The sequence below is a fragment of the Bacillus sp. J14TS2 genome, from assembly GCF_018333015.1.
Classification (GTDB): Bacteria; Bacillota; Bacilli; order Bacillales; family Bacillaceae_C; genus Lederbergia.
In genome coordinates this window covers 339,959-354,969 of record NZ_BORE01000004.1, presented here as the reverse complement: position 1 = coordinate 354,969, position 15,011 = coordinate 339,959, and the positions used below count along the sequence as shown (strand labels likewise).

Genomic DNA, 15,011 nt, shown 5'->3' with positions numbered 1-15,011 from the left:
GTCCGATATGTATAAAGCGATTATTTTTGATTTAGACAATACTCTCCTTAATTATTCTACGAGTGAATGGGAATCCATGCAAAATACTGTAAATGGACACGAGGTTAGCCAAAGTGAGACATTTGCCTGGGAGCAATTTTGGAGCAGATTTCAAAAGATCAATATGCGTTATTGGAGCGAGCGGAATAAAGCGGGTCATCATATATTAGAAGTACTTGAATATTCTTTTAGAGACACTCTAAAGGAATTAGAACTAGACTATTCAGGATCACGAATATTAGCAAATCGGTATTGGGAGTTGTTTTGTCACACTTGTCATTTTGAGGAGTATGCACAAGATCTTTTAGCCAATTTACATGAGAAGTATAGGCTTGCAATAATCTCGAATGGAATCGGAGAAGCGCAAAGAAGTCGACTTAAAGTAGGCGGAATCGATCATTATTTTGATAAATTGATTATCTCGGATGAGGTTGGCTATTGGAAACCAGATAAGAAAATTTTTGAAACAGCTCTTAATCAGCTAAATATCGATCACAAGGAAGCATTATTCATCGGCGACTCTTTGGCTGATGATTATAATGGTTCAGTAAATGCTGAGATTGATTTTTGCTTTTATAACCCTAAAAAACTCTCGTTGGAAAAGGAAATGCGTCCATCCTTTACGATCAAACATTTGCAAGAGGTGAAAGATATTTTAGTAAGAAGATAATTATGAGGAGAGTGACCGGAATGAATTATGAAAGAGGCGGTGTTGTTTTCATTGGATGTATCATCCTAGGTGTTGGCTTAGGACTATTATTTGACAAAACAGGTGCCGGTTCAATGATTGGTCTGGGCGTTGGTTTTATCGCTATGGGCTTTTTTCGGAGTAAAAAATAGGAGGGATAGAGATGACTTATGTACCACCGAAACAAACGATTTCGACGTCAGCGTATGTTACAAATGAAAAGGGTGAGCTTTTACTTGTACGTACTCACTGGCGTTCAGATACATGGGAAATGCCAGGGGGTAATGTTGAAGTCGGAGAGCCATTAGATGAAGCTGTTTGTCGAGAGTTTTATGAAGAGACGGGGGTTATGATTCGCCCAATTGGTATTACTGGAGTTTATTTTAATCAAACAAAAGCTACATTGGGTATAGTCTTTAAAGCTGAGTATGTGAGTGGAGAGATCAAGATTCAGCCGGAAGAGATTCTTGAAGCTCGTTACATAGCAATCAACGAAGAAAATATTGATCAATATATTACGCGTCCGCAACAAAGATCTCGAACCCTTGATGCAATGGAGGCAACAAGTTTTGTACCATATGAGACATGGGAATTGAAGCCAGATTATCAATTGAAGATAAGATTGACTAGGAAGGAAGAGAAATAAGATGACGAATGATTTTTATTGTGATGAAGTGTTAAGTGGGAATACACAAGTGGAGAAAGTCTATGAAACAGAGAATGTCTTAGCCTATTATCATACAAGGCCTTTTTATCAGGTCCATATTGTTGCGATTCCTAAAAAGCATATTCCTTCACTTACGAAGCTAGATGATGATAATTTATTAGTGGAATTATTAAATATTGTAAAAAAGGTTGCGAGGAAACTGGAAATGGAGCATGGAGCTTGCCGCGTCATTACTAATCTTGGTGCTTATCAAGAATCGAAACACTTGCATTGGCATATTGTGTCGGGAGAAAAGATCCAAGGATAGCAGAGGAGGAGAAGGATGGCAGGCTATGATGCATTTGCAAAGACGTATGATGATATCATTCGTAAGCGTTCGCCTATCAATGAGCTGAGCTTTCAATTCATCTTAAAGCATACTGAGGAAATCAAGGGTCAAAAAATTTGTGATCTGGGATGTGGACAAGGAGAATTGAGCTATCGATTGTTGAAAAATGGCGGGCATGTCACTGGTATTGATATTAGCCAAGAATTGTTGGAAATTGCGCAACTTTATCCAAATGCGGATGCGATCGACTGGGTTGAGGATGATGCACAGGAGTTAAGGGAGATTTCAGAAAATGATTATGATTTGGTTGTGTCGAGTTTAATGCTGATGGATCTACCAGATTTTCAAAAAGCGTTTCGATCGGCTTATCGAATTCTAAAAACGCGAGGCAAGATGATTTGGGTCATTACACATCCATGCTTTCAGTCTCCCAATAGTGAAACTACAGAAAATGGCATAAGGGTTATAAAAAGTTATTCAGAACAGTGGTGGAAATCAAATGGGGTAGGAACGATCAGGGGGACATTAGGTGCCTACCATCGTCCATTAGAAAACTATATCAACTCTTTTATCTCATCAGGATTTCGTTTGCTTTCTATCAAGGAATTAACGATTGCAAAAGAGGTTCGTTCCTTTAGAAGGGCGGCAACAATCACATTATGAGATACCTCCTTTAATTGGAGTAATAGGGGAGAAGGAGTAAGAGTGGAAAATATTCAATTACTGAAAAATATTGCGGCTGATGTAAAATACGTCTTATTAAGCATGTGGATCAGTAAATAATCTTGTCTTGGTAATTTTCGTTAACTTTTCTTGCTCATTGTCCCTATCCGTAAAATTTTGCTACAATATACATATAGAATACGGATAAAGACAGGAGTGTCAGCTTGCCGAAATTACGAAATATTCTTCTATTAGCAATTATTGTTTTAGGGTTTTGGCATTTTTATGGAGAAACCCTAAAAGTATCTGGTGTGCCAGGTGTCTTCGGAAAAATGCAAGCAGATTTTTATTCGATAAAGGAACATCCGAAAGTAAATAAAACAATTGAGTCCCTTCAGTCTCAGGTTCAAGATTTATTCAAAACGTCCTCGCCAGAGGAACGAGAGGAATCGGAACAGCAGTCGGTCGAAAAACCAAAATTGGAAGAGCCCCTGGATCAAACATTTTCCATTCATAATATTGAAATCGGACATGAACGGTCAGAAGTGGAAAAGCAAATTGGTTCCCCGCAACGTTCTACTAGAAATGAATATGGTGTTGATTGGGTGGCGTATCATGAACAGTATCAAAACTTTTTGATGGTGGCTTATGATGAGAATGATCGAGTAGCTGGGTTATATACAAATCAAGACTTAATTTCCTCATCTATCGGAGTACAATATGGAACGGCTAGGGAGACGGTTTTAGCTAGTCAGCACGATCCATTAGAATATATTCGAAAAGGCTGGGTTTCCTATCAAATCAATGCAAATGATGAATATGACCTTTTCTTAATCGGAGACCAATATGCTACAATTTTTTATGATCAGCTAGAGGAAGATACAGTTACAGCTGTTTTGGTTCTGAATGAAAAGCTTGAAGGGAAGAAAGAACAGATCTATGGCGAACCAACTAATGAACTCAAAGAAGGATTTGAATATCAGTTATTTGATTTAACCAATGCTGCCAGAGTGAAAAATGATCTTCCTATTCTTGATTGGGATGAAGAAGTGATGAAAACAGCACGCGGACATAGTACAGATATGGCTGAAAACAGTTATTTTAATCACACGAATCTTGAAGGGGAATCACCATTTGATCGGATGACAGCAGATGATATTGCCTATCAAATGGCTGGAGAAAATATTGCAATGGGACAATTTAGCAGCATTTTCGCCCACGAAGGATTAATGAATTCACCTGGTCATCGAAAGAATATTCTGCAAAAGGATTTTAGAGCATTAGGAGTTGGAGTCGATTTTAGTGAAGAGGGACAACCTTATTTTACTGAGAACTTTTTAACTCCGTAGAATAGAGATAAGACCGCTTGTGGACTTTTATTTGCTTGCGGTCTTATTTAAAAGAGCAGCGTCTATGTGAGACTGATACAACACAGCCGTTTTCTCTTAGTAATCAATCCCATGTATACAGTGATCATAAGTCCATTGGATTATGCTTTCATCGTTATTCGTTTCGTAGAACTCTGTTAATAATTGATTCCAATTTTCCAGTTGTTCTTCGCTAATATTGACTATTCCGACTCCACTCAACATCATGATTGTATTAGCGGATACAATGGCCGTACGTTTATTTCCATCCCAAAACAGCTGAGCTCTCATAGCATAATACATATATTTTAATGCTTTGTAGGTCCACGACATTTCACTATCTAAGATGTTATGGATTGTAGATACGACCATAGATTCAATAGGAATGGCAGGAATATAGTCTACTCCATGTATTCCTACCTGACCCGTGCGCAAAACACCCCATTCAAGTGACTCGTTATAAGAAATAAAACTGTTTATTTTACAAGCGATTGACAAATCAAACTTTTCGTCATTAGACACTTTTAATACATATTGATAGGCATTTTTCAGGTTGAGGATGACTTGTATGTCATCCATACTAATGCCACTTACACTCATACCTTCAACAATAGTCTTTGTTTGCGGAAATGTAGTGTTAACTTTTTCTAACCGTGAAGCGGAATGGATTAAAGCAACAATGCTTTTTTTTAATAAAAATCTTGATTCCCGATTGTTGAGATTGTACTTATCTTTAAAAATCATTCAACCTGCCCCTTTCAATAAGATGCAATTATTAACCAATTATCAACTTTTACATGTGCTCTTTACAATTATACCTTATTTCTTTTTCTATTATCTCTTTTACCCTTTATAATAGGTAGAGACAGAAAAAGATTTTTTAATCTACCTAATGGACGATTTCCTTATTTCTTTTTCAACGATCAAAAAATAACCTTTATATTTTGTTCTCTACCATGCTGTTGTTATAATCTTCTCAAAAGAATTCATTATAGGTGATTTTATGAAAAATAGATACGAGAACTTAAATAATGTAACGAATACGAAGTCGTTTAGAGATATGATGAAGTGGACAAAAGAACGACGCAGCAAGCAAAAGGATTTATCTGTAAATATTGAGCAATGTCCACATAAACAAGTTGAAAAAATCCAGAAAAATAGAAGCAGGACATCCTATACATGGATAGGCCATTCTACGTTTCTCATTCAGTTAAGTGGACTGAATATTTTAACAGATCCTGTCTGGGCAAAACGGATGGGGTTACAAAAAAGATTGACGGAGCCAGGAATTCCGCTTGCGGATCTACCTGAAATTGATGTAGTCGTGATTTCTCATGGGCATTATGATCACTTGGATTTTCCTACACTGAAAAAGTTGAAGGGGGATCCACAATATATCGTACCAGTAGGGTTAAAATCAATATTTTTACGAAAAGGATACCGGCATGTTACGGAGATGAGCTGGTGGGAAAGTATAGAATGTAATGGGCTTACGATTGATTTTGTTCCGGCCCAGCACTGGACTCGCAGAACGCTCACAGATATAAATACGTCCCATTGGGGTGGGTTTATCTTTCAATGTGATGAGGAAACGATGTATTTTGTTGGAGATACCGGCTATTTCTCCGGCTTTAAAGAGATTGGAGAACGATTTAAGATTGATACCGTATTTATGCCTATTGGGGCTTATGAGCCGGAGTGGTTTATGAAAGATTCCCATATTAATCCGGAAGATAGTGTTAAAGCATTTCTTGAGCTACAAGCAAAAACGTTTGTGCCGATGCACTATGGCGCGTATCGACTGGCGGATGACACTGGCCCAGAGGCATTGGAGCGCTTATACCGGGAATGGGAAAAACGGCAGTTGCCTAAGGAGAAATTACGAGTCTTAATGTTAGGTGAAACAGTTATATAAAATAGCTTTATAGATTAATGGTATTAGCTTGCTGAGCAATAAAAGAAGGGAGCACAAGAGTGGCTGAAAATTATTTGTATCATGTCGTTACCGAAAAACCTATGAAGCTTGGCCAAACCATAATTTTTGATCATAACCATCATAATGGCGTTTATCATCGGGTTATGGCTTGCAAAAATATATTAGATGGGAACAAGCCTAGTGATAAAGACTCGAAATTAATAACTTCCAATTTGGAATACTGGACTGTTAGAACATACAGAGAATTAGCACTAGAGAAGGTTAGAGGGGAAAACTATCCAAACTATCCTTCTAGAATGTCGTGTTTATACACCTCAAAAACTTTTGTAGATGCTGAAATGTGGGCTAATTCATTTATCAATAGTGGGAGAAAAGTTTATCAAATCGTTAAACTACGAACAAATGGCAGGGTGTTTGATGGTGATGCGTATAATGTGTTTGATGGAACTCAGGATGCTGAAGAAAATGAAAGAAATGCAGATTACTACTGGAGCAATCAACCTAATAAACTTGATAAGGAGCAATTGGTAGAAACGTTAATAGATGGCAAGATAGAGGTTGTAGAAATAGTAAAGGAATTTTCTTTATCTTGAGCACCCAGGGAGGAGTTAGAGCAACTTTTCCCAAAATCAATTGGCAGGTCAATTTTGTGATCTTCTAGAATAGTAATAAAGTAGGGACAAAGAAGGGTGGAGAGATCATGGAAATGCCAACACATATTGTTGCAGCCGGTGGAATTGTAGAAGATGATCAAGGGAATATTCTGCTTGTTAAAACAATTCATGGAGGCTGGGTGTATCCAGGTGGACAAGTGGAAGTAGGAGAAAATGTGATCGATGCGGTGACGAGGGAAGTAAAGGAAGAAAGTGGGATCGACATCATTGTTTCGCACCTAATGGGAGTTTATTCTAACACAGGTACACATAAATGGTATGACGGTGTCACAGATGTCCCAACAAAGGTGATGTTTGATTTTATCTGCAAGCCAGTAGGAGGAGAATTAGCAACATCAGAGGAAACTTCGGATAGTCGTTGGGTAGCGAAGGAACATGTTTTAGATATGGTCGAAGCACCAGCCATTCGCACGCGTTTCCAAACCTACTTGAATTTTGATGGGACCGTTCAGTATATGGACTATGTCACGAAGCCGAAGTTTGAGTTGAAATTGAAAAGAGATATTTAGCACAAAGGGGAGGGGAATGAATGATCCGATATCCGTTTTTGCAAAATAAGGCTGTGATTGGGGTGACAGCCCCTTCATCAGGGGTGCGAATGGAACTTCATCCCATTGTAAAACAGGCATTTCAACGTTTAGAGCAGAGGGGATTTACGGTGAAATGTGGTGAGACCGTTTGGACCCAACATAAGGCCAAATCGGCTTCGGCTGAAGAGCGGGCTGCAGAATTAAAGCAAATGTTACGGGATGAGTCAATCGATTTACTTATACCACCTTGGGGTGGAGAATTATTAGTAGAAATCTTAGAATATATCGATTTTGAACAACCTCCAAATAAATGGATTTTAGGTTATTCCGACATTAGCCTTTTATTATTGGCGATAACATTGACAAGCGGAATGGCCACTGCACATGGTACGAACTTACTGGATTTACGTGGAGAATATTCGGATGAGACAACAGCCATGTGGGAAAAGGTGTTAGCTACAAAGGCTGGAGAAAGTGTTGTGCAGCACTCCTCTTCGACATATCAAAAGGAATGGCAGCATGATCGGCCCTCTCCCTGTGTTTATCATCTAACGGAGCAAACCATTTGGAAAACGATTTCTCCTTCACCTAACGTTCCGATTAAAGGTCGCTTATTAGGCGGATGTATTGATGTGATCCGTCATTTAATTGGTACACCCTATGGAGATGTGCAAAGATTTAAAGAACAATTCCTTGCTGATGATCCGCTAATATGGTACCTCGAGAATTGTGAGCTATCAACAGTCGATTTAAGGAGATCGCTGATCCAAATGAAATTAGCTGGTTGGTTTGAGGGAAGTTCCGGTATTCTATTTGGACGAAGCTCCGCCAATCAAGCGGTAGAAAACTATACAGTAGAGGATGTTTATCAAGAACTCGCAAACGAGCTAAATATTCCGATTATTTATGATATTGATTGCGGTCATGTTCCTCCACAAATAACATTTATAAATGGTGCATTTGCCGAAGTAAAGGTAGAAAATGGGCAGGGAATGATTCAACAATACTTTTTACCATAAGAGAGAGGAGAGGGGGGAAGCCATGAATAAAATACCTAGTCCATTAGAGAAAATCATCAAGGGCTATACAATGTACCAAGAAACTAGTGGTCATTCAGAAGCAAGTACCTTTTTTCTGAAAAAGGGGGGTCATTCACTTTACTTGAAAACACAGGTAGCCAATGCTGTTGAACCATTGCAAGTCGAGCAAGAGAAGATGGGATGGCTGCAAGGAAAATTAGCAGTGCCAGAGATACTCTATTATGGTCAGGATGAAAAGCAAGAATATTTATTAATGACGGAAATCAAAGGCATTGATGCATCTGACTCTGCACATATAACCAATATTCCACTCGTAACCAAGCAATTGGCTCAAGGGTTAAGAGAGATACATAGTCTTTGTGTAGAACATTGTCCTTTTCAACGTACCTTGGATGTGACGATAAAGGAAGCCCAAGTCAGAGTAGAAAAAAGTCTTGTTGATACCGAAGATTTTGATGAAGAACGAAAAGGAAAAACTGCGGAGGAGCTTTTTCAAGATCTGCTTGAGAATCGACCTAGAGAAGAGGATCCTGTCTTTACTCATGGAGACTATTGTCTGCCGAATATTATCCTTCGGAACAATAAAGTGAGTGGCTTTATTGACTTGGGAAGAGCAGGTATATCAGATCGTTATCAGGATATCGCTTTAGCTGTTCGAAGTATTGCTCGTAATTTTGGAAAACAATATATTTCCCTCTTTTTGAAAGAATATGGCTTAGAGCAAGTAGAACAAGAAAAAATAGACTTTTATCAGCTATTGGATGAATTTTTTTAGATAATCCATATGTTAAGGAAATGAAGAAAAGTCCTTATGCAATCTATTATTTCGGAATGGTGGAAGAAACTTGAATGATACAAATGGGCCCTCATTCGTTATCTTTTCTACAGCGCATATTGCTGCTGTTATAGTCGGTTTTATAATCGTTTATATTCTATTTGTAACGAGAAAAAAATGGGATGGTTGTAAGACATTAGAGAAAATTTTTGCTTTATCCTTATTGATCATGGAGTTACTTTACCAAATCTGGATGTGGAAAACAGAGCGGTGGGATATGAGTTATTCTCTGCCACTAGAATTATGTAGTATTAGCCTGATCTTGGTCATTGTGCTTTTATGGACAGATAGCAAACATTTATATAATTTCGTTTTTTATGCTGGCATGGGCGGTGCACTTCAAGCGATCATAACACCAGATTTAGAACTTGGTTTCCCACATTTTCGCTATTTTCATTTCTTTTATACTCATTTTGGTATTATTCTTACAGCTTGCTATTTTACTTGGATAAAAGGATTTCGGCCAACTTTCAAGGGACTCCTAAAAACCATGCTGATCTTAAACTTGCTTGCCCCAATTGTCTTTGTAGTGAATCGACTGGTGAAAGGGAATTACATGTTTTTAAGGAATAAACCTATTGGGGGTAGCCTATTAGATTATTTAGGTCCATATCCCTGGTATCTTTTCGTGATAGAATTTGTGGCTTTTGCAATTTTTTTATTATTTTGGGTAATTTTTCGAAAGAGAAATGAGGAGAAGTATTACCAGGTTAAGAAAAAAAGTTGATTTTGTGGGAGTAAGTTTAATTGATTGACATAGGGGGAGAATTTATGGCGACACCATCACGTCCAAATCCAGAGAAGGCTGCTCAACTTGTCATTGAAAAACATTTTCCGAATTGTCAAGCCGCACTATTGGCAGGAAGTGTAGTGCGGGGTGAGGGAACATCCACATCCGACCTAGATATTGTAATTTTTGATCAGGTACTTCCTTCCTCCTATCGCGAATCTTTTATCGATTTTGGTTGGTATATTGAATGCTTTGTTCATAATTTTTCTTCCTATAAAGAGTTTTTTGAGAGCGACCGGGCTCAAGCGAAACCTAGTATGCCCAAAATGGTATCAGAAGGGATTATCATAAGGGATGCAAATATTGTAAACATGGTTAAACAAGAAGCAAATGAATTATTGCAAAAAGGACCAGATAAATGGTCAAGTGAAACGATCGATATGAAGAGATACTTTTTAACCGATGTGTTGGATGATTTTAAAGGATGTTCTAAAAGAGAAGAAGCCATTTTTCTTGCCAATACACTTGCGGAATTATCGATAGAGTTCATCCTACGAATGAATCGGCAATGGATCGGCTCATCGAAATGGACGATTCGAGCATTGAAAAACTATAATGCGGAACTTGCAAAAGATTTCATAGTGGCACTTGAAGAATTTTATCAGAAAAATGAAAAGGAAAAAATCATTCAGTTTGTAGAGGAAGCCGTAGAGCCTTTTGGTGGCTTGTTATTTGATGGATTTTCTATGGGGAAGAATAAATGTTAAAACGAAAGTATGGAGACCGTGCTGGTTGGAAACGAATCCTTGCTCGAGAGTTTCGGCAAATGTTTTTCGATTCAGAAGAATTCGTAGGAAATATAACACTTTTACGGATTCACAAGGTGACTGAATCATCCTTTGTCCAGTATGGCAATACCCGAGTTTGTATTGTGGATGATGGCTATTGCTGGCTTCAGCACTTTCCGGAAAATCAACATTATTCTGTGACTACGATGTTTGATAGGAATGATGAGGTTGTCCAGTGGTATATTGATATTTGTAAAGAAAATGGCATAGAAAACGGTCGGCCATGGATGGATGATTTATTTCTGGATATTGTCGTTCTGCCGTCAGGAGAAATTTTTCTAAAAGACGAGGATGAACTTGAAGAATCATTGGAAAAAGGCATTATTGATAAGAATTTATATCAGCTGGCATGGAAAGAAGCAAATCATATGGAAGAACTGATCCGAAGCGAACAATTTCCTTTATTAAAATTAGCGAAGGAACATATGAAAAAGATCTGACTCGGAGAGGAGGAATTGCTAATTGAGTACATGGATTCAAGCAGTTTTTCTAGACCGCGATGGCACAATAGGCGGTCATGAGCAGGTTGTATTTCCTGGTGAATTTGCATTATATCCCAATGCGGTGAAAGCCATGGAAAGTTTAAAAGAAAAAGGAATCGGGATTTTTTCATTTACCAACCAACCAGGGGTTGCGGCAGGGAAAAGTTCGGTACAAGCGTTTCATAAAGAGCTTAAAAACTTTGGCTTTGATGCAGTTTATCTTTGTCCTCATGGTCATGAGGAAGGCTGTTCTTGCCGAAAACCTGCCCCAGGCATGCTAGAAAAAGCAGCAGTTGAACATCAACTTTATTTAAAGAAATGTGTTGTAATTGGTGACCGCTGGACAGATTTAATGGCTGCAAATCAAGTGGGCTGTGTGAAAATTTTAGTGAAGACGGGTGCAGGTCAAGAGGCTTACGATCGTTATCATCAGCAGGAGTACTTTGGTAAATGGGCGGAAGTAGAGCCTGATTATGTTGCTGAGGATGTATTTGATGCTGTCAAGTGGTTAAATACTCTTAAATAAAGCGCTTATTTGAAGGGGGAAATCATGATTTCAGAAACAATGAGATTTACTGATCGTTGTATGAGGATTTTTCAACATGCCGAATTAGCAGCTTTAGAATCAACTGGTGTAGTGGAACCTATTCATTTGCTTGTAGGTACTTTCCATGAAGGAACAGGAGTATGTACTGAGTTACTGATGAACTATCAAGAAACGTATGATAGTTTGCTAGAGTGGCTTGGTCAAACAAATATGGATGACGGAGAGCAAGCAGTCCAATGTTGGCCTTTTCATACAAAAGTCTCCTTAGCCGTAAAAAAGATTTTGGAAAGGTCTTCTCAATTAATGGCACGGTATAAACAGATTTATTTAAATGAAGGCCTAGTGTTAAAAGCCCTATTTGATTTGAAAGATCCTACTATCTGTTCCTTGATTAGCACGGAGGATGTCTCAAGTATACTTGAGATTGTTTATTCTCCAAGAGATCTAATTGTTTCATTAAAAGAATATTCTTTTCCTAATGAGACTGTAAGCAAGAGTATCATTCGAAGAGTAACACAAGACGATTTTACAGTTTTAAGAGATTTTGTGGAGGGTGAATTTGGGAAAGGCTGGCTCGAATCGATTGACAATGGTTTTCATGAGACAAATATTCCAATTTTCATTGCCATAGAAAAGGATCAGATTGTAGGATTTGCTTGTTATGATGTTGTGCGAAAAAAGAAAGGTTTGTTCGGCCCAATGGGTACGGCGATCGATCACCGTAGTTTAGGTATTGGTTATCAATTACTCCATCAATGTCTAAAGGCAATGCATGAACATGGCTATGCCTACGTAATTATAGATGAAGCAGGTCCCATCGAATTTTACGAAAAGGCTTGTAGTGCAAGGATCATTCCAAAAACCTAGCAGCGTTGGTCTAAAAAATCTTTTAAGAGAAATACAAAGGAGGAGGATACAATGATCGTTACATTACCTAAAGAAAATTATTGTAAAATCAAAAAATTGTTGAGTAGTTCGTATGAAAAAAATGAAAATGTATTAAATGCAGTTATTAGCGGTATGAATCAAGGCGTAGTATATGTTGATCAGATAGAGGAGCCTCGTACTGCGATTGTATACGCGGTCGGTTTAGGGTATTATCTGCTCGGTGATTCAGAAAATGAGTCATTTAACAGCTACCTGGGCGCTTTAATTTCCACACAATTAAAGCAAGAAAGTCTAGAGTTATGTGGAGGAAACTAATTTTGCGCTAGTATATTTAATGAAGACTGGAAAAAAACACTGAAAAAAGTGATTGATGGACGTAAATATTATGTCGGTTATAAGATCTATTACGAATTGGATACAGAGCGTTTCAATAAAGGTTTGGAGCAACCACTCCGCATACTTGATGAAGACCTCGCCATGGTAAAGATCACTAAGGAATTGATTGATGCTGACGAGGTTCTAAGGAAGAGTTAACAGAGTTCTGGTCCTCGGCAGAATCATTTACTCAAGATGGGTTAGGATATGCTATTTTAAAAAAGGGGAAGGTAATAAGTACTTGCGCGTGAATGGAGACCGACATGAAATTTATATCGCAACATTTGATCAAACTATACGAAACCGTGGTTTGGCGACAATACTTGGACAACACATGAATCCAACGAGCCATCCAAAAGAGTGGCTGAAAAGTTGGGTTTTGAATATTCGCATCGATTAATATCGTTCGAATTTGAATTCTAAGAAAGAGAAGAGATCACGGATTTGTTGCTGAATTTAGACATTCAAAAGTACGGTCTTTTAATAAAGGATTTTATTCAATGGAGAAAAAAATGTATACAGCAACCATTGTCTCTTGTGAAACAGGTAACCAATATGAAGTAATAAGACAAGTACTAGAAGCATTTGAGTTTCGTGTAATTCATGAAGTAATCGGCAGACCTACTGATTTTATTCAATTTCTTTCCGGAGAAAGATACCTTTCATCTGATTTTCTTATATTTTCGTTTCATGGTGTGGATGGTAAATTTTGTATGCCTGAATTAGGGGAAGATGTTTATTATGACAATGAACCAAGGGGTAATTTCGGAGCAGAAGAAATCAGTGAATATTGTCAGCTTAAAGCACCTTTCATTATTAATCTCGGATGTGGATTAGGGAATGAAAAATTGGCAGCTAGTTTTTTGAGCAATGCCTGTGAAACATATATAGGTCCTAATGATTATATTGATTGGACAAGTAGTGGATTTTTTGCAATTAGGTTCTTTTATGAACTATATCAAAATAAACGATCAAAAAAAGAAGCATTTGAGGTAGCTAGAGGTACGGATTCTGAAACGATGCTTTATGAATGGTTTGAGTGATTTTAATAGTGGATATTAAGAAATGTTTATCCCGCATTAACTGGCTGTAAAACCCCCACTGATTGAAGTTTCACATTATTTATTAATCAGTGGAGGAATACAGCTGTAGTTGATTGCTCCAATCAATGTTTGACTTGTAACTCTCCACTGATTAAGTTGCTCCTGTTTGGCTAGCGATTCGTGTAATAAGTTTTACGCAGTTTTCCGATCTTCCACATCAAGCTTGGATCCGTCGTCAAAAGTAATTTCAATTTCGAATTTTTCATACTCATTATCTAAACCGAATGCATCTAAAATTTGTTCAATTGTCTCTTGATCACTACTATCCTTCGTCAGAGTTAGTTTCTCTGCTTTTGCATAGATGCTATCAAATGCATCTTTGCCATTTAGGAATTCATCGTTAATTTCATCTTCTACTTTGGCTTCAATTGGTTGATTTTTGTCTTGTTCAATTTCTGCTTCATATTCTTGATCATGACCATAAGAAACTTCGACTTCTATTTCAGAAAAATCGAGTTTGTCCATTTGTGTTTTCATTTCCTCTTGGTCATTTGAATTTCCAGTCTCTTCATTATCTTTCGAATCGTTTCCTGTTCCAGTTTCATTATTTGGACTTACGTCTTCTGGGGTGTTGTTTTGTGCTGAGTCGATGTCATTCGTATTCCCATTTCCGCATGCAGCTAAGAAGCACATTAGGACAAAAGAAGAAAAAACAAGTAAAGTACGTTTCATCATTTACCCTCCTTATATTTGTATATCTTTTTGGACGACACTTCTATTTGCGATCCTCAATATCTAATTTACTACCGTCTTTAAAAGTCATTTCCAATTCAAATTTGCTATAATCCGAATTAAGGTCAAAACGGTCGAGTATTCCTTGGATTGTTGCTTCATCATCCATACTGGCATTTAGTTCAATATCTTTTAATTGTGTATGCAATGCTGCAAAAGCTTCCACCCCTTTGTAAATAACATTTTTAACGGTATCTTTCATTTCAGCTTTATAATCGCCATTGTCGCTTTTCTGTTTATATTCGTAATCGATTTCCTCGTTGGGACCATATTTTACTTCGAGTTCAAATTTAGTGAAGTTAAGGTCTTGCATCATTTCAGTTGCATCTTGATCATTTTGTACCTGTCCTTCATTAGACTTATTCCCGCTATCTTCTATTTGAATCGTATCTGGTGTTTTTTCCCGATCTTGGTTATCGCTTGGTACAACTTGTTCTTTCGGATGATTATCGACTGAGGGATCATTTGAACAAGCAGTTAGTCCCAATAATAAGCCAGCTCCTATTACAGATATAAACCATTTGTTCATTTTCTTAAAC

The 15,011-nt window shown here is 37.6% G+C and carries 21 protein-coding genes and 1 pseudogene; 19 read left to right on the top strand and 3 right to left on the bottom strand.

What is annotated here, in order from left to right:
• Positions 1-7 precede the first annotated feature (7 nt).
• The 6 genes from KI375_RS08915 to KI375_RS08890 all read left to right on the top strand — a co-directional run bounded on the left by KI375_RS08915 (position 8) and on the right by KI375_RS08890 (position 3,734).
• Positions 8-709: a YjjG family noncanonical pyrimidine nucleotidase gene (locus KI375_RS08915; RefSeq protein ID WP_244852447.1), complete on the top strand. Its 702-nt coding sequence runs from the start codon at positions 8-10 to the stop codon at positions 707-709.
• Between the two features lie 20 nt (positions 710-729).
• Positions 730-879: a hypothetical protein gene (locus KI375_RS08910; RefSeq protein ID WP_212973130.1), complete on the top strand. Its 150-nt coding sequence runs from the start codon at positions 730-732 to the stop codon at positions 877-879.
• 11 nt (positions 880-890) lie between these two features.
• On the top strand, positions 891-1,373 hold the full coding sequence (locus KI375_RS08905; protein ID WP_212973129.1) for an NUDIX hydrolase: 483 nt from the start codon (positions 891-893) through the stop codon (positions 1,371-1,373).
• Between the two features lies 1 nt (position 1,374).
• Positions 1,375-1,701: an HIT family protein gene (locus KI375_RS08900; protein ID WP_212973128.1), complete on the top strand. Its 327-nt coding sequence runs from the start codon at positions 1,375-1,377 to the stop codon at positions 1,699-1,701.
• A gap of 15 nt (positions 1,702-1,716) precedes the next feature.
• Positions 1,717-2,385 (top strand): class I SAM-dependent methyltransferase, encoded by a 669-nt coding sequence (locus KI375_RS08895; RefSeq protein ID WP_212973127.1) that lies wholly within the window; start codon positions 1,717-1,719, stop codon positions 2,383-2,385.
• A 224-nt stretch (positions 2,386-2,609) separates the two neighbouring features.
• On the top strand, positions 2,610-3,734 hold the full coding sequence (locus tag KI375_RS08890; protein WP_212973126.1) for a CAP domain-containing protein: 1,125 nt from the start codon (positions 2,610-2,612) through the stop codon (positions 3,732-3,734).
• Positions 3,735-3,830: 96 nt separating this feature from the next.
• Here the strand turns inward: KI375_RS08890 and KI375_RS08885 are convergent, their stop codons facing one another.
• The gene (locus tag KI375_RS08885) at positions 3,831-4,496 is read right to left on the bottom strand and encodes a Fic family protein (protein WP_212973125.1); all 666 of its coding nucleotides are present in this window, start codon (positions 4,494-4,496) and stop codon (positions 3,831-3,833) included.
• A gap of 259 nt (positions 4,497-4,755) precedes the next feature.
• Here KI375_RS08885 and KI375_RS08880 point away from each other — a divergent pair, with 259 nt between their 5' ends.
• The 13 genes and pseudogenes from KI375_RS08880 (at position 4,756) to KI375_RS08820 (ending at position 13,680) form a co-directional block, all read left to right on the top strand.
• Positions 4,756-5,667 (top strand): MBL fold metallo-hydrolase, encoded by a 912-nt coding sequence (locus tag KI375_RS08880; RefSeq protein WP_212973124.1) that lies wholly within the window; start codon positions 4,756-4,758, stop codon positions 5,665-5,667.
• A gap of 59 nt (positions 5,668-5,726) precedes the next feature.
• The gene (locus tag KI375_RS08875; RefSeq protein WP_212973123.1) at positions 5,727-6,281 is read left to right on the top strand and encodes a DUF2441 domain-containing protein; all 555 of its coding nucleotides are present in this window, start codon (positions 5,727-5,729) and stop codon (positions 6,279-6,281) included.
• 107 nt (positions 6,282-6,388) lie between these two features.
• The gene (locus tag KI375_RS08870; RefSeq protein WP_212973122.1) at positions 6,389-6,871 is read left to right on the top strand and encodes an NUDIX hydrolase; all 483 of its coding nucleotides are present in this window, start codon (positions 6,389-6,391) and stop codon (positions 6,869-6,871) included.
• Positions 6,872-6,891: 20 nt separating this feature from the next.
• Positions 6,892-7,911 carry a S66 family peptidase gene (locus KI375_RS08865; protein WP_212973121.1) on the top strand — a complete coding sequence of 340 codons (1,020 nt, stop codon included), beginning with the start codon at positions 6,892-6,894 and terminating at the stop codon, positions 7,909-7,911.
• A 22-nt stretch (positions 7,912-7,933) separates the two neighbouring features.
• Positions 7,934-8,707 carry an APH(3') family aminoglycoside O-phosphotransferase gene (locus tag KI375_RS08860; protein WP_212973120.1) on the top strand — a complete coding sequence of 258 codons (774 nt, stop codon included), beginning with the start codon at positions 7,934-7,936 and terminating at the stop codon, positions 8,705-8,707.
• Between the two features lie 70 nt (positions 8,708-8,777).
• On the top strand, positions 8,778-9,494 hold the full coding sequence (locus tag KI375_RS08855; RefSeq protein WP_212973119.1) for a YwaF family protein: 717 nt from the start codon (positions 8,778-8,780) through the stop codon (positions 9,492-9,494).
• Between the two features lie 44 nt (positions 9,495-9,538).
• Positions 9,539-10,264 carry a nucleotidyltransferase domain-containing protein gene (locus KI375_RS08850; protein ID WP_212973118.1) on the top strand — a complete coding sequence of 242 codons (726 nt, stop codon included), beginning with the start codon at positions 9,539-9,541 and terminating at the stop codon, positions 10,262-10,264.
• Positions 10,258-10,785 carry a ribonuclease FAU-1 family protein gene (locus tag KI375_RS08845; RefSeq protein WP_212973117.1) on the top strand — a complete coding sequence of 176 codons (528 nt, stop codon included), beginning with the start codon at positions 10,258-10,260 and terminating at the stop codon, positions 10,783-10,785. The genes KI375_RS08850 and KI375_RS08845 overlap by 7 nt, the downstream gene beginning before the upstream one ends.
• 22 nt (positions 10,786-10,807) lie before the next feature.
• A complete protein-coding gene (locus tag KI375_RS08840) occupies positions 10,808-11,353 on the top strand; it encodes an HAD-IIIA family hydrolase (protein ID WP_212973116.1) in 546 nt (181 codons plus the stop codon).
• 24 nt (positions 11,354-11,377) lie between these two features.
• Entirely contained in the window at positions 11,378-12,241 is an 864-nt protein-coding gene (locus tag KI375_RS08835; RefSeq protein ID WP_212973115.1) for a GNAT family N-acetyltransferase, read from the top strand.
• Between the two features lie 51 nt (positions 12,242-12,292).
• Complete coding sequence (locus KI375_RS08830) at positions 12,293-12,577, top strand: hypothetical protein (RefSeq protein WP_212973114.1); 285 nt, start codon at positions 12,293-12,295, stop codon at positions 12,575-12,577.
• Positions 12,578-12,795: 218 nt separating this feature from the next.
• A pseudogene (locus tag KI375_RS27930) lies at positions 12,796-12,888 on the top strand (GNAT family N-acetyltransferase); the annotation flags it as partial.
• 249 nt (positions 12,889-13,137) lie between these two features.
• Positions 13,138-13,680 carry a delta-aminolevulinic acid dehydratase gene (locus KI375_RS08820; protein ID WP_212973113.1) on the top strand — a complete coding sequence of 181 codons (543 nt, stop codon included), beginning with the start codon at positions 13,138-13,140 and terminating at the stop codon, positions 13,678-13,680.
• 192 nt (positions 13,681-13,872) lie between these two features.
• On the opposite strand, the gene KI375_RS08815 is transcribed toward KI375_RS08820, so the two are convergent.
• Together KI375_RS08815 and KI375_RS08810 are read right to left on the bottom strand one after the other, a co-directional pair.
• Complete coding sequence (locus KI375_RS08815) at positions 13,873-14,412, bottom strand: YusW family protein (protein ID WP_212973112.1); 540 nt, start codon at positions 14,410-14,412, stop codon at positions 13,873-13,875.
• 43 nt (positions 14,413-14,455) lie between these two features.
• Positions 14,456-15,001: a YusW family protein gene (locus tag KI375_RS08810; protein ID WP_212973111.1), complete on the bottom strand. Its 546-nt coding sequence runs from the start codon at positions 14,999-15,001 to the stop codon at positions 14,456-14,458.
• Between the last annotated feature and the right edge of the window lie 10 nt (positions 15,002-15,011).

Bases quoted from the DNA above. Each gene is read 5' to 3' on its own strand.
- KI375_RS08915 (WP_244852447.1), top strand. From the start codon at position 8: ATGTATAAAGCGATTATTTTTGATTTAGACAATACTCTCCTTAATTAT.
- KI375_RS08910 (WP_212973130.1), top strand. From the start codon at position 730: ATGAATTATGAAAGAGGCGGTGTTGTTTTCATTGGATGTATCATCCTA.
- KI375_RS08905 (WP_212973129.1), top strand. From the start codon at position 891: ATGACTTATGTACCACCGAAACAAACGATTTCGACGTCAGCGTATGTT.
- KI375_RS08900 (WP_212973128.1), top strand. From the start codon at position 1,375: ATGACGAATGATTTTTATTGTGATGAAGTGTTAAGTGGGAATACACAA.
- KI375_RS08895 (WP_212973127.1), top strand. From the start codon at position 1,717: ATGGCAGGCTATGATGCATTTGCAAAGACGTATGATGATATCATTCGT.
- KI375_RS08885 (WP_212973125.1), bottom strand. From the start codon at position 4,496: ATGATTTTTAAAGATAAGTACAATCTCAACAATCGGGAATCAAGATTT.
- KI375_RS08880 (WP_212973124.1), top strand. From the start codon at position 4,756: ATGAAAAATAGATACGAGAACTTAAATAATGTAACGAATACGAAGTCG.
- KI375_RS08870 (WP_212973122.1), top strand. From the start codon at position 6,389: ATGGAAATGCCAACACATATTGTTGCAGCCGGTGGAATTGTAGAAGAT.
- KI375_RS08865 (WP_212973121.1), top strand. From the start codon at position 6,892: ATGATCCGATATCCGTTTTTGCAAAATAAGGCTGTGATTGGGGTGACA.
- KI375_RS08860 (WP_212973120.1), top strand. From the start codon at position 7,934: ATGAATAAAATACCTAGTCCATTAGAGAAAATCATCAAGGGCTATACA.
- KI375_RS08850 (WP_212973118.1), top strand. From the start codon at position 9,539: ATGGCGACACCATCACGTCCAAATCCAGAGAAGGCTGCTCAACTTGTC.
- KI375_RS08845 (WP_212973117.1), top strand. From the start codon at position 10,258: ATGTTAAAACGAAAGTATGGAGACCGTGCTGGTTGGAAACGAATCCTT.
- KI375_RS08835 (WP_212973115.1), top strand. From the start codon at position 11,378: ATGATTTCAGAAACAATGAGATTTACTGATCGTTGTATGAGGATTTTT.
- KI375_RS08830 (WP_212973114.1), top strand. From the start codon at position 12,293: ATGATCGTTACATTACCTAAAGAAAATTATTGTAAAATCAAAAAATTG.
- KI375_RS08820 (WP_212973113.1), top strand. From the start codon at position 13,138: ATGGAGAAAAAAATGTATACAGCAACCATTGTCTCTTGTGAAACAGGT.
- KI375_RS08815 (WP_212973112.1), bottom strand. From the start codon at position 14,412: ATGAAACGTACTTTACTTGTTTTTTCTTCTTTTGTCCTAATGTGCTTC.
- KI375_RS08810 (WP_212973111.1), bottom strand. From the start codon at position 15,001: ATGAACAAATGGTTTATATCTGTAATAGGAGCTGGCTTATTATTGGGA.